This window comes from Mycobacterium sp. DL440, assembly GCF_011745145.1.
GTDB lineage: Bacteria > Actinomycetota > Actinomycetes > Mycobacteriales > Mycobacteriaceae > Mycobacterium.
Genome location: NZ_CP050191.1, coordinates 234,949 through 248,931 on the forward strand (window position 1 = coordinate 234,949; position 13,983 = coordinate 248,931).

Sequence of the window (13,983 nt, forward strand, 5' to 3'; positions counted from 1 at the left end):
CTTTATGGGCGTCCAGATCGATGTGACGGGGCTGAGCAAATCTTTCGGATCGTCAAAGATTTGGGAAGACGTCACGTTGACGGTTCCCGAGGGCGAGGTCAGCGTGTTGCTGGGCCCGTCGGGTACCGGTAAATCGGTGTTCCTGAAGTCCCTGATCGGCCTGCTGCGCCCGGAGCGTGGCTCGATCGTCATCGACGGCACCAACATCCTGGAGTGCTCGGCCAAGGAGCTCTACGAGATCCGCACCCTGTTCGGTGTGCTGTTCCAGGACGGCGCCCTGTTCGGCTCGATGAACATCTATGACAACACCGCCTTCCCGCTGCGCGAGCACACCAAGAAGAGCGAGAGCGAAATCCGCAACATCGTCATGGAGAAGCTCGACCTGGTGGGTATGCCCAATGACGGGCACAAGTTCCCCGGTGAGATCTCCGGCGGTATGCGCAAGCGTGCCGGCCTGGCCCGCGCCCTGGTGCTCGACCCGAAGATCATCCTCTGCGACGAGCCGGACTCCGGTCTGGACCCGGTCCGTACCGCGTACCTGTCGCAGCTGCTGATCGACATCAACGCGCAGATCGACGCCACAGTGCTGATCGTGACGCACAACATCAACATCGCCCGGACCGTCCCCGACAACATCGGCATGCTGTTCCGCAAGCAGCTGGTCATGTTCGGCCCCCGCGAGGTGCTGCTGACCAGTGAGGAGCCGGTGGTCAAGCAGTTCCTCAACGGTCGCCGGATCGGGCCGATCGGTATGTCGGAGGAGAAGGACGAGGCCACTGCGGCCGCTGAGCAGGCCATGATGGAGGCCGGCCAGCACGACGGTGGTGTCGAGGAGATCGAGGGTGTGCCGCCGCAGCTGATGGCGACTCCTGGTATGCCCGAACGCAAGGCTGTGGGCCGGCGCCAGGCCCGTGTGCGGGAGATCCTGCACACCCTGCCGCCCGCCGCGCAGGCCGCGATCCTGGACGACCTGGAGGGCACCCACAAGTACGCGGCGCACGAGTTCGGCGACGAGCCCACCGCGCGCCACCAGCGCCCGGTCGAGGACGACGCCCCGACCGGAGTCATCGAGGTTCCTCACCAGAGCTGAGTTTTTCCAACAAGTCAGGCCGGGCCCCAGGGTCCGGCCTGACTTGTGTCGTGAGAGAACAGGAGCCGAATGCACGCGCAGCGCGGTCAGCCCACCCGATTCGAGGAATTGGGCGGTAGCGTCACCCGGGCGCACGGCGTCGCGCACCGGCACATGACCAACCAACTGGCGCGCGCCGAATACCTCTCCAAACACTGGCTGTGGGTCGTTTTGGCCCTGGTGGTCGTGGTCGTCCCCGTCCTCGTCGTTCTGTCCGCCCACATACCGTTCTCGGGCGAGAATCTCCCTTATCTCCTGTACGGCCTGGTGTTCGCCGTCGCCATGGGTGTCGGGATCTTCACCGTGTTCGGGTTCGGCCTGCTCGTTCTCGCAGGACCCCGGAGTTGGGCGCTCAAGCTGCCTGCCGGCACCGCCATGTGGGCCGAGTTCAGGCCAGAGGCCATCGGTATCGGCTGGTCGGAGCACTTCAATGCGCTCTACCTCGACCAGGTGCTTCAGATCCGGCGTGTTGACTCGGTCCTCGTGGTGCAGGGCGTCGGTGACATCGAACTGCTGATCCCCGACGAACTCGTACCGCCGGACATCGCCGCCACATTGCTGTCCACCTTCAAAGGGCCTCGTCGGGTGGTTCCGTCGTATCCGGAGGCGACGCCCGGTGCCAGGCAGCGGACGGGTCCCGACCGGGTGACCCGCACCAGGGACATTGCCGACGCCGGTTTGGCCGACCAACTGGGCGCCGCGGTCAAGCGCAGTGTCGTGACGCGGTTGGCGCTCGCACTCGCGATCCTCGTACCGCTGGTGGTGCTCGGCTATTCGTACGTCGAGGACGGGGAGCTGACCGCGTCTTCGGTGCTCCGCGCCGCTGTGCTGTTGGTCGCGGCCGTCGGTGCACTCACGTACGTGGTGTACTTCGCGACGCCGGCGAAATTCCGTCAGTTGGTGCCGCCCGGAGCGCCGATCGCCGCCGAGTTCGGTCCGCAGCAGATCGGGGTGCGTCTCGGAGGCCATCTGCAGATCCTGAAGCTGGCCGGTATCGAGCGCATCTGGCACGCTGACCACGTATTTCACGTCTCGGCGCGGGGTTTGGGAACAGGCCTGGTCATCCCGGAGCGGTTGGTTCCGGCGGATGTCGCATCAGGGCTGTTCGCTCAATTCGGCGCGGCGTGACCCGCGGCCAAGATAACGCCCGTTCAACCGTTGCGCGAGCTGCGGACCCGGGGCAGAGTTGGGCGCATCAAACCGCGCGTCACCTCTTGACGGAAGGCCATGGACAAGCCAATCTGTTGGGCAGCATGTGTGAAGGGTTTAGTGGACGCCAGCCAGCGCCGGGTGACCCAATTCATGCAGTGGATGTGTGGTGGTTGAGGAATGCGCCGTCTTGCGCTATCGTTGGACGTTGCGCTGGCTGCACCCTGCCCACCCTCACCTGATCTGCACATAATGTTCTAGCCTGAGCGTTGCTCAGCATCTAGTCCTGTGCCGTGCGTATGGGGTTCTGGACAGGCCAAAGCCAGCCGAACCGACGCAGAATCGCGGCCCAGAAGGACTGGCTCTTGCTGGCCTTTTCAAAAGTCGCATGAGGTGCTGGAAGGATGCATCTTGGCAGTCTCTAGCCAGAGCACAGCGAACGCTAACACCAATAACTCCGTCCCAGGAGCACCGAACCGAGTTTCATTTGCCAAGCTCCGTGAACCACTTGAGGTTCCGGGGCTACTCGACGTTCAGACCGACTCCTTCGACTGGCTCGTCGGAGCGGACGGATGGCGGCAGAAGGCTGTCGATCGCGGTGAGACCGCCCCTAAGGGCGGCCTCGAGGAGGTGCTCGAAGAGCTCTCGCCGATCGAGGATTTCTCGGGCTCGATGTCGCTGAGCTTCTCTGATCCGCGCTTTGACGAGGTCAAGGCGCCGGTGGACGAGTGCAAAGACAAGGACATGACGTACGCGGCTCCGCTGTTCGTCACGGCCGAGTTCATCAACAACAACACCGGTGAGATCAAGAGCCAGACGGTCTTCATGGGTGACTTCCCGATGATGACCGAGAAGGGCACCTTCATCATCAACGGCACCGAGCGTGTCGTGGTGTCCCAGCTCGTGCGTTCTCCCGGTGTGTACTTCGACGACAGCATCGACAAGTCCACCGAGAAGACGCTGCACAGCGTCAAGGTGATCCCCGGCCGCGGTGCGTGGCTGGAGTTCGATGTCGACAAGCGCGACACCGTCGGTGTCCGCATCGACCGCAAGCGTCGTCAGCCCGTCACCGTCCTCCTGAAGGCACTGGGCTGGACGAACGAGCAGATCGTGGAGCGCTTCGGCTTCTCCGAGATCATGATGGGCACCCTCGAGAAGGACAGCACCGCCGGTCCCGACGAGGCGCTGCTGGACATCTACCGCAAGCTGCGTCCGGGCGAGCCGCCGACCAAGGAGTCTGCGCAGACCCTGCTGGAGAACCTGTTCTTCAAGGAGAAGCGCTACGACCTGGCCCGCGTGGGTCGCTACAAGGTCAACAAGAAGCTGGGCCTGAACGCCGGCCAGCCGATCACGTCGTCGACTCTGACCGAGGAAGACGTCGTCGCCACCATCGAGTACCTGGTGCGCCTGCACGAGGGCCAGACCACGATGACCGTCCCCGGCGGCGTCGAGGTTCCGGTCGAGGTGGACGACATCGACCACTTCGGCAACCGTCGTCTGCGCACCGTGGGTGAGCTGATCCAGAACCAGATCCGGGTCGGCCTGTCGCGTATGGAGCGCGTCGTGCGTGAGCGCATGACCACCCAGGACGTCGAGGCGATCACGCCGCAGACCCTGATCAACATCCGTCCCGTCGTGGCGGCGATCAAGGAGTTCTTCGGCACCAGCCAGCTGTCGCAGTTCATGGACCAGAACAACCCGCTGTCGGGTCTGACCCACAAGCGTCGTCTCTCGGCGCTGGGCCCCGGCGGTCTGTCCCGTGAGCGTGCCGGCCTTGAGGTCCGCGACGTGCACCCCAGCCACTACGGCCGGATGTGCCCGATCGAGACCCCTGAGGGTCCGAACATCGGTCTGATCGGCTCGCTGTCGGTGTACGCCCGGGTCAATCCGTTCGGCTTCATCGAGACGCCCTACCGCAAGGTTGTCGACGGGGTCGTTTCCGACCAGATCGACTATCTGACCGCCGACGAGGAGGACCGCCACGTCGTGGCGCAGGCCAACTCGCCGATCGACGCGGATGGTCGTTTCACCGAAGAGCGCGTGATGGTGCGTCGTAAGGGTGGCGAGGTCGAGAACGTGGCCCCGTCCGACGTCGACTACATGGACGTCTCGCCGCGCCAGATGGTGTCTGTCGCGACCGCGATGATCCCGTTCCTCGAGCACGACGACGCCAACCGTGCCCTGATGGGTGCCAACATGCAGCGCCAGGCGGTTCCGCTGGTGCGTAGCGAGGCCCCGCTGGTCGGCACCGGCATGGAGCTGCGCGCCGCGATCGACGCCGGCGATGTCATCGTCACGGAGAAGGCGGGCGTCGTCGAGGAGGTCTCGGCCGACTACATCACCGTGATGGCCGACGACGGCACCCGGCACACCTACCGGATGCGCAAGTTCGCCCGCTCCAACCACGGCACGTGCGCCAACCAGCGCCCGATCGTGGACGCCGGGCAGCGTGTCGAGTCCGGCCAGGTTCTCGCCGACGGACCGTGCACCGAGAACGGTGAGATGGCCCTGGGTAAGAACCTGCTCGTGGCGATCATGCCGTGGGAGGGCCACAACTACGAAGACGCGATCATCCTCTCCAACCGCCTGGTCGAAGAGGACGTGCTCACCTCGATTCACATCGAAGAGCACGAGATCGATGCCCGCGACACCAAGCTGGGCGCCGAGGAGATCACCCGGGACATCCCGAACGTCTCCGATGAGGTGCTGGCCGATCTCGACGAGCGCGGCATCATCCGCATCGGTGCCGAGGTCCGCGACGGCGACATCCTGGTCGGCAAGGTCACCCCGAAGGGCGAGACCGAGCTGACCCCGGAGGAGCGTCTGCTGCGTGCCATCTTCGGTGAGAAGGCCCGTGAGGTCCGCGACACCTCGCTGAAGGTGCCGCACGGCGAGTCCGGCAAGGTCATCGGCATCCGTGTGTTCTCGCGTGAGGACGACGACGAGCTGCCCGCCGGTGTCAACGAGCTGGTCCGCGTCTACGTGGCCCAGAAGCGCAAGATCTCCGACGGCGACAAGCTCGCCGGACGCCACGGCAACAAGGGCGTCATCGGCAAGATCCTGCCCGTTGAGGACATGCCGTTCATGCCCGATGGCACCCCGGTGGACATCATCCTGAACACCCACGGTGTGCCGCGTCGTATGAACATCGGCCAGATCTTGGAAACCCACCTCGGGTGGGTGGCCAAGGCCGGCTGGAACATCGAGGGTGCACCCGACTGGGCAGGCAATCTGCCCGAGGGCATGCTGTCGGCTCCGTCCGACAGCATCGTTTCCACCCCGGTGTTCGATGGTGCTCAGGAGAAGGAGCTGGAGGGCCTGCTCGGCTCGACGCTGCCCAACCGCGACGGTGACGTCATGGTCAACGCGCAGGGCAAGTCCGAGCTGTTCGACGGCCGCAGTGGCGAACCGTTCCCGTACCCGGTGACGGTCGGCTACATGTACATCCTCAAGCTGCACCACCTGGTGGACGACAAGATCCACGCCCGCTCCACCGGCCCGTACTCGATGATCACCCAGCAGCCGCTCGGTGGTAAGGCCCAGTTCGGTGGCCAGCGATTCGGTGAAATGGAATGTTGGGCCATGCAGGCCTACGGTGCCGCCTACACCCTGCAGGAGCTGCTGACGATCAAGTCCGACGACACCGTCGGCCGGGTCAAGGTGTACGAGGCCATCGTGAAGGGCGAGAACATCCCCGAACCCGGTATTCCGGAGTCGTTCAAGGTGCTTCTCAAGGAGCTGCAGTCGCTGTGCCTCAACGTTGAGGTGCTCTCCAGCGACGGCGCGGCGATCGAGATGCGTGACGGCGATGACGAGGACTTGGAGCGTGCTGCTGCAAACCTCGGTATCAACCTGTCACGCAACGAGTCCGCCTCTGTCGAAGATCTCGCCTGAGTTGTTTTCTAGTCCCGAAAGGGGAAAGGGAGTTACGTGCTAGACGTCAACTTCTTCGATGAACTCCGCATCGGTCTCGCGACCGCGGACGACATCCGCAACTGGTCCTTCGGTGAGGTCAAGAAGCCGGAGACCATCAACTACCGCACGCTCAAGCCTGAGAAGGACGGCCTGTTCTGCGAGAAGATCTTCGGACCGACTCGCGACTGGGAGTGCTACTGCGGCAAGTACAAGCGCGTCCGCTTCAAGGGCATCATCTGTGAGCGCTGCGGCGTCGAGGTGACCCGCGCCAAGGTGCGCCGTGAGCGGATGGGCCACATCGAGCTGGCCGCGCCCGTCACGCACATCTGGTACTTCAAGGGTGTTCCGTCCCGGTTGGGCTACCTGCTCGACCTGGCCCCGAAGGATCTGGAAAAGATCATCTACTTCGCGGCCTACGTGATCACCGCGGTCGACGACGAGATGCGCCACAACGAGCTGTCCACGCTCGAGGCCGAAATGGCCGTCGAGCGCAAGGCCGTCGAGGATCAGCGTGATTCCGACCTGGAGGCCCGGGCCCAGAAGCTCGAAGCCGACCTGGCCGAGCTCGAAGCCGAGGGTGCCAAGTCCGACGTGCGCCGCAAGGTGCGTGACGGCGGCGAGCGTGAGATGCGTCAGCTCCGTGACCGGACCCAGCGTGAGCTGGACCGGCTCGACGAGATCTGGACCACCTTCACCAAGCTGGCCCCCAAGCAGCTCATCGTGGACGAGGTGCTGTACCGCGAGCTGCAGGACCGCTACGGCGAGTACTTCAACGGTGCCATGGGCGCGGAGTCGATCAAGAAGCTCATCGAGACCTTCGACATCGAGGCCGAGGCCGAGAACCTGCGCGAGACCATCCGCAGCGGCAAGGGTCAGAAGAAGCTGCGTGCGCTCAAGCGCCTGAAGGTCGTCGCGGCCTTCCAGATGTCCGGCAACTCCCCGCTGGGCATGGTGCTCGACGCCGTCCCGGTGATCCCGCCGGAGCTTCGTCCGATGGTTCAGCTCGACGGTGGCCGTTTCGCCACCTCCGACCTGAACGACCTGTACCGCCGCGTGATCAACCGCAACAACCGGCTCAAGCGACTGATCGACCTCGGCGCGCCCGAGATCATCGTCAACAACGAGAAGCGCATGCTTCAGGAGTCGGTGGACGCGCTGTTCGACAACGGCCGTCGTGGCCGGCCCGTCACCGGGCCGGGCAACCGTCCGCTCAAGTCGCTGTCCGATCTGCTCAAGGGCAAGCAGGGCCGCTTCCGCCAGAACCTGCTGGGTAAGCGCGTCGACTACTCGGGTCGTTCGGTCATCGTGGTCGGCCCGCAGCTCAAGCTGCACCAGTGCGGTCTGCCCAAGCTGATGGCTCTCGAGCTGTTCAAGCCGTTCGTGATGAAGCGTCTGGTCGACCTGAACCACGCGCAGAACATCAAGAGCGCCAAGCGCATGGTGGAGCGTCAGCGTCCCCAGGTGTGGGATGTCCTCGAAGAGGTCATCGCCGAGCATCCGGTGCTGCTGAACCGTGCACCTACGCTGCACCGCCTGGGTATCCAGGCCTTCGAGCCGCAGCTGGTGGAAGGCAAGGCCATCCAGCTGCACCCGCTGGTGTGTGAGGCGTTCAACGCCGACTTCGACGGTGACCAGATGGCCGTGCACCTGCCGCTGTCGGCAGAGGCTCAGGCCGAGGCTCGCATCCTGATGCTGTCCTCGAACAACATCCTGTCCCCGGCGTCGGGCAAGCCGCTGGCCATGCCGCGTCTGGACATGGTGACCGGTCTGTACTTCCTGACCACCGAGGTCGCCGGCGACACCGGCGAGTACGTGGCCGCCGCCAAGGACCGTCCGGAGCACGGCGTGTACAGCAGCCCGGCCGAGGCCATCATGGCGCTCGACCGCGGTGCCCTGTCGGTGCGCGCCAAGATCAAGGTGCGGCTGACGGACGCCCGTCCGCCGGCCGAGCTCGAGGCCGAGCTGTTCGAGAACGGCTGGAAGCCCGGCGACGCCTGGATCGCGGAGACCACGCTGGGCCGGGTGCTGTTCAACGAGTTGCTGCCGAAGGCCTACCCCTTCGTCAACGAGCAGATGCACAAGAAGGTCCAGGCCCGGATCATCAACGACCTGGCCGAGCGTTTCCCGATGATCGTGGTGGCGCAGACCGTCGACAAGCTCAAGGACGCCGGCTTCCACTGGGCCACCCGTTCGGGTGTCACGGTCGCGATGGCCGACGTTCTGGTGCCGCCGCAGAAGCAGGAGATCCTGGAGCGGCACGAGGCCGAGGCCGAGGCGATCGAGCGCAAGTACCAGCGCGGTGCGCTGAACCACAACGAGCGCAACGAGTCGTTGGTCAAGATCTGGCAGGACGCCACCGAAGAGGTGGGTAAGGCGATGGAGGAGTACTACCCGGCCGACAACCCGATCATCACGATCGTGAAGTCCGGCGCCACGGGTAACCTCACCCAGACCCGCACCCTGGCCGGCATGAAGGGTCTGGTGACCAACCCGAAGGGCGAGTTCATCCCGCGCCCGATCAAGTCCTCGTTCCGTGAGGGCCTGACGGTGTTGGAGTACTTCATCAACACCCACGGTGCTCGTAAGGGTCTGGCCGACACCGCTCTGCGTACCGCCGACTCGGGTTACCTGACCCGTCGTCTGGTGGACGTGTCGCAGGACGTCATCGTCCGCGAGACCGACTGCGAGACCGAGCGCGGCATCGTCGTCACGCTGGCCGAGCGCGGACCCGACGGTTCGCTGATCCGCGATGCGCACGTCGAGACCTCGGCGTTCGCCCGCACCCTGGCCACCGACGCGGTGGACGAGAAGGGCAATGTCGTCATCGAGCGCGGCCATGACCTGGGTGACCCGGCCATCGACGCACTGCTGGCTGCCGGCGTCGCCCAGGTGAAGGTCCGCTCCGTGCTGACCTGCGCCTCGGCCTCCGGTGTGTGTGCCAAGTGCTACGGCCGTTCGATGGCCACCGGCAAGCTGGTCGACATCGGCGAGGCCGTCGGCATCGTCGCCGCCCAGTCCATCGGTGAGCCCGGTACCCAGCTGACCATGCGTACCTTCCACCAGGGTGGTGTTACCGGTGGCGCCGACATCGTCGGTGGTCTGCCTCGTGTGCAGGAGCTGTTCGAGGCCCGTATTCCGCGGAACAAGGCGCCCATCGCCGACGTCGCGGGCCGGGTCCGGCTGGAGGAGAGCGACAAGTTCTTCAAGATCACCATCGTTCCTGACGATGGTGGCGAGGAAGTTGTCTACGAGAAGCTCTCCAAGCGTCAGCGGCTGCGCGTGCTCACCCACGAGGACGGCTCCGAAGGCGTGCTGTCCGACGGTGACCACGTCGAGGTCGGCGACCAACTGATGGAAGGCTCCGCCGATCCGCACGAGGTGCTGCGTGTCCAGGGCCCCCGCGAGGTGCAGATCCACCTCGTCAAGGAGGTCCAGGAGGTCTACCGGGCCCAGGGCGTGTCGATCCACGACAAGCACATCGAGGTCATCGTCCGCCAGATGCTGCGTCGCGTCACGATCATCGATTCGGGTGCGACGGAGTTCCTGCCCGGTTCGCTGACCGAGCGTGCCGAGTTCGAGACCGCGAACCGTCGCGTCGTGGCCGAGGGCGGCGAGCCTGCGGCCGGACGTCCGGTGCTGATGGGTATCACCAAGGCATCGCTGGCCACCGATTCGTGGCTGTCGGCGGCATCGTTCCAGGAGACCACTCGCGTGCTGACCGATGCGGCGATCAACTGCCGCAGCGACAAGCTGCAGGGTCTGAAGGAGAACGTGATCATCGGCAAGCTGATCCCGGCCGGTACCGGCATCGCCCGTTACCGCGACATCCAGGTTCAGCCGACCGAAGAGGCCCGCGCTGCGGCGTACACGATCCCGTCCTACGAGGATCAGTACTACAGCCCGGACTTCGGTGCGGCCACCGGTGCTGCGGTGCCGCTGGACGATTACGGATACTCGGACTACCGCTAGTTAGTCACGGAAAAGCCCCCGCTTCGGCGGGGGCTTTTCCGTGCGCTGGATTTGGTGGCCCATGTGAGCGAGCCCGGTTTGTCACGCTGGCGTGACAAGAAGGTGTCACCGAGCCCGCCTAAACTTGGCGGCGTGCTCATCGGTTCGCATGTAGACAACACCGACCCATTGGCAGCGGCCGCTGCGGACGGCGCCGACGTGGTGCAGTTCTTCCTCGGAAACCCGCAGAGTTGGAAGAAGCCCAAGCCCCGCGAGGACGCCGACATCCTCAAGGCGTCGACGGTGCCGTTGTACGTCCACGCGCCGTACCTGATCAACGTGGCCTCGGCGAACAACCGCGTCCGGATCCCGTCACGCAAGATCCTGCAGGACACGTGCGACGCCGCAGCCGAGATCGGTGCCACCGCGGTGATCGTGCACGGCGGGCATGCCGATGACAACGACATGGAGGCCGGGTTCGAGCGCTGGGTCAAGGCCCTCGATGCACTGAACACCGATGTGTCGGTGTACCTGGAGAACACCGCCGGCGGCGATCACGCCATGGCACGGCATTTCGACACGATCAGCCGGTTGTGGGATCACATCGGGGACAAAGGAATTGGCTTCTGCCTCGACACGTGCCATGCCTGGGCGGCGGGGGAGGCGCTGATCGATGCGGTCGAGCGCATCAAGGCCATCACCGGGCGGATAGACCTGGTGCACTGCAACGATTCGCGCGACGCGGCCGGCTCGGGCGCCGACCGACACGCCAATTTCGGTGCCGGGCAGATCGATCCGCAGTTGCTGGCGGCGGTGGTCAAGGCGGCCGATGCGCCGGTGATCTGTGAGACGTCCGAAGCGGGACGCAAAGACGACATCGCATTCCTTCGCGAGCACGCCGGCTGACACCCGTTCGGCGACCTGAACCGTTTTCAACGGCATCATGACGCAACGGTGAACTAACGTCACCTCTGTGACCGCGGTTGATGACTCGGTAACCGAAGAAGCTCCCGCGCAATGGGGTGCTACCACTCGTGCTCGTCGACTGCGCATTCTGCGGTACAGCGCGATCGCGGTGTGGGCGGCGGTGGTCATCTACCGCACCGCCACTGACGGCTTTGCGTTCAACCGGGAATTGTTGCTGCTCTACATCGCGACCGGTCTGCTGGCCGCCAGCATCGGGCAGGGGCGACGGATGCTCTACGTCATCCGCGACTGGTTGCCGTTCGCTGTGGTGCTGGCCGCTTACGACCTGAGCCGCGGGGCGGCCACCCTCGTCGGCCGGCCGACCTTGTGGCACTGGCAGGTCGACGCGGATCGGTGGATGTTCTTCGGCACGGTGCCCACGGTGTGGCTGCAGGAACGGCTGAAACTGCTCCACCCGCCGTGGTGGGAAGTGGTGATCAGCACGGTGTACATGTCGTTCTTCATCCTTCCCTACGTGGTGGCAGGTGTGCTGTGGCTGCGCGACCGCGAAGAGTGGAAGCGGTTCGTGCGTTTGTTCGTCGGACTCTCGTTCGCGGCATTGGTCATCTATGCGCTGCTGCCTGCCGCGCCGCCGTGGGCCGCGGCGCGGTGCGATGCCGATGACGTCGACGGCGGCCCGGCCGGCCCTGGGTGCATGTTCCGGTCGGCGCGTGAAGCCGTCGACGGAGGACTCCTCGGCGCCATGGACACCAGTCAGACCGGCGCGCACGAGTGGATCGAACGGATCGTCACGCGCGGCTGGGGCAAGCTCAATCTGCACACCGCGACGGCATTGATCGACCAGGGGCAGGCCAGCGTGAACCTCGTCGCGGCCATCCCGTCCCTGCACGCCGGCCTGACCGCTGCGGTCGCGGTGTTCCTGTGGAACCGGGTGAACCGCGGATGGCGGCCGTTCTTGGTGGCCTATCCGCTCATCATGGCCTTCACGCTGGTCTACACCGCTGAGCACTATGTGGTCGACATCCTGCTCGGCTGGGTCTTGGCGGGTGTGGTGCTGTTCGCGCTCAATCGCTATGACGCGCGCAAGGCGCGGTCCGCTGAGGTCGATGAGCGGCCCCGCGACAGCGACGACCTGTCGACTCCAGTCGCTGAACTCGACCCGGCCTGAGCCCACCCATCACAAGGACCCCATTACAACTATTGTGCAGTTGTCGGAAATTTGTAACACTGGATGCATGGCTGATACGCATGTCGTCACCAATCAGGTCCCCGTGCTGGAGGGTTACAACCCCGCCACCTCGCCGGTGCTCGCCGAGGCGCTCATCCGCGAAGGTGGGGAGTGGGGTATCGACGAGGTCCACGAACTCGGCGCGATCAACGGCAGCGCCCAGGCTCAGCGCTGGGGCGAGCTGGCGGACCGCAACCAGCCGGTGCTGCACACCCACGATCGCTACGGTCACCGGATCGACGAGGTCGAATACGACCCGGCCTATCACGAGCTGATGAATGTGGCCGTCGCCCACGGCCTGCACGGTGCCCCGTGGGCTGACGACCGTGCGGGCTCGCATGTGGTGCGTGCCGCCAAGACCTCGGTGTGGACCGTCGAACCCGGGCATGTCTGCCCGATTTCGATGACCTACGCCGTGGTGCCTGCGCTCCGATTCAACCCGGAGCTGTCCGCGATCTACGAGCCGCTGCTGACCAGCCGGGTGTATGACCCGGAACTCAAGGTCGCGACGACGAAAGCCGGTATCACGGCGGGCATGTCGATGACCGAGAAGCAGGGTGGTTCCGACGTTCGCGCCGGCACCACCGAGGCCACCCCCAACGGTGACGGCACCTACTCGCTGCGTGGCCACAAGTGGTTCACCTCGGCCCCGATGGGTGACATCTTCCTGGTACTCGCCCAGGCTCCTGGCGGCCTGAGCTGTTTCTTCCTGCCGCGCATCCTGCCCGACGGCAGCCGTAACCGGATGTTCCTGCAGCGGCTCAAGGACAAGCTCGGCAATCATGCCAACGCCTCCAGTGAGGTCGAGTACGACGGCGCCACCGCCTGGCTGGTCGGCGAGGAGGGTCGCGGCGTGCCGACCATCATCGAGATGGTCAACCTCACCCGGCTGGACTGCACGCTGGGCAGCGCGACCAGCATGCGCAGCGGCCTGAGCCGCGCCGTGCACCACGCTCAGCACCGGAAGGCGTTCGGCGCCTATCTGATCGATCAGCCGCTGATGCGCAATGTGCTGGCTGACCTGGCCGTGGAGGCCGAGGCGGCGACCATGCTGGCGATGCGGATGGCCGGTGCCACCGACAAGGCCGTGCGCGGCGACGAGCGCGAGTCGCTGTTGCGCCGCATCGGCTTGGCCGCCGGGAAATACTGGGTGTGCAAGCGGGCCACCCCGCATGCCGCCGAGGCCATGGAATGCCTGGGCGGCAACGGTTACGTCGAGGAATCCGGCATGCCCCGGCTGTACCGCGAGGCCCCGCTGATGGGCATCTGGGAAGGCTCGGGCAATGTCAGCGCGCTGGATACCTTGCGCGCCATGGCAACCCGGCCCGAGAGCGTCGAGGTTCTCTTCGACGAACTGTCCAAGACGGCCGGGCAGGATCCCCGGCTGGACCGCCACGTCACCACCCTGCAGAACGATCTGCAGGACCTGGAGACCATCACCTACCGGGGCCGCAAGGTCGCCGAGGACATCTCGCTGGCCCTGCAGGGCGCGCTGCTGGTGCGTCATGGTCACCCGGCCGTGGCCGAGGCGTTCCTGGCCAGCCGGCTCGGCGGGCAGTGGGGCCAGGCTTTCGGCACGTTGCCGACCGGCTTGGACCTGGCACCGATCCTCGAGCGGGCACTGGTCAAAGGATGACCTTTTCCATGGCGAGCAGACACAAACCCGCACAATTTCAGGCAATTCAGT

7 protein-coding genes are annotated in these 13,983 nt (G+C 65.3%); all 7 read left to right on the plus strand.

Going from position 1 to position 13,983, the window contains the following annotated elements:
* Positions 1-4 precede the first annotated feature (4 nt).
* The 7 genes from HBE63_RS01110 (at position 5) to HBE63_RS01140 (ending at position 13,932) form a co-directional block, all read left to right on the plus strand.
* Positions 5-1,090 carry an ABC transporter ATP-binding protein gene (locus HBE63_RS01110; protein WP_166902554.1) on the plus strand — a complete coding sequence of 362 codons (1,086 nt, stop codon included), beginning with the start codon at positions 5-7 and terminating at the stop codon, positions 1,088-1,090.
* A 69-nt stretch (positions 1,091-1,159) separates the two neighbouring features.
* Complete coding sequence (locus HBE63_RS01115; protein WP_166902556.1) at positions 1,160-2,257, plus strand: hypothetical protein; 1,098 nt, start codon at positions 1,160-1,162, stop codon at positions 2,255-2,257.
* A 414-nt stretch (positions 2,258-2,671) separates the two neighbouring features.
* A complete protein-coding gene (locus HBE63_RS01120) occupies positions 2,672-6,172 on the plus strand; it encodes a DNA-directed RNA polymerase subunit beta (RefSeq protein ID WP_166902558.1) in 3,501 nt (1,166 codons plus the stop codon).
* 36 nt (positions 6,173-6,208) lie between these two features.
* Positions 6,209-10,162: a DNA-directed RNA polymerase subunit beta' gene (locus HBE63_RS01125; protein WP_166902560.1), complete on the plus strand. Its 3,954-nt coding sequence runs from the start codon at positions 6,209-6,211 to the stop codon at positions 10,160-10,162.
* 132 nt (positions 10,163-10,294) lie between these two features.
* Entirely contained in the window at positions 10,295-11,047 is a 753-nt protein-coding gene (locus HBE63_RS01130) for a deoxyribonuclease IV (RefSeq protein ID WP_166902562.1), read from the plus strand.
* Between the two features lie 67 nt (positions 11,048-11,114).
* Entirely contained in the window at positions 11,115-12,236 is a 1,122-nt protein-coding gene (locus HBE63_RS01135) for a phosphatase PAP2 family protein (RefSeq protein ID WP_166902563.1), read from the plus strand.
* A gap of 67 nt (positions 12,237-12,303) precedes the next feature.
* Entirely contained in the window at positions 12,304-13,932 is a 1,629-nt protein-coding gene (locus HBE63_RS01140; protein WP_166902565.1) for an acyl-CoA dehydrogenase family protein, read from the plus strand.
* The last annotated feature ends 51 nt before the right edge of the window (positions 13,933-13,983 follow it).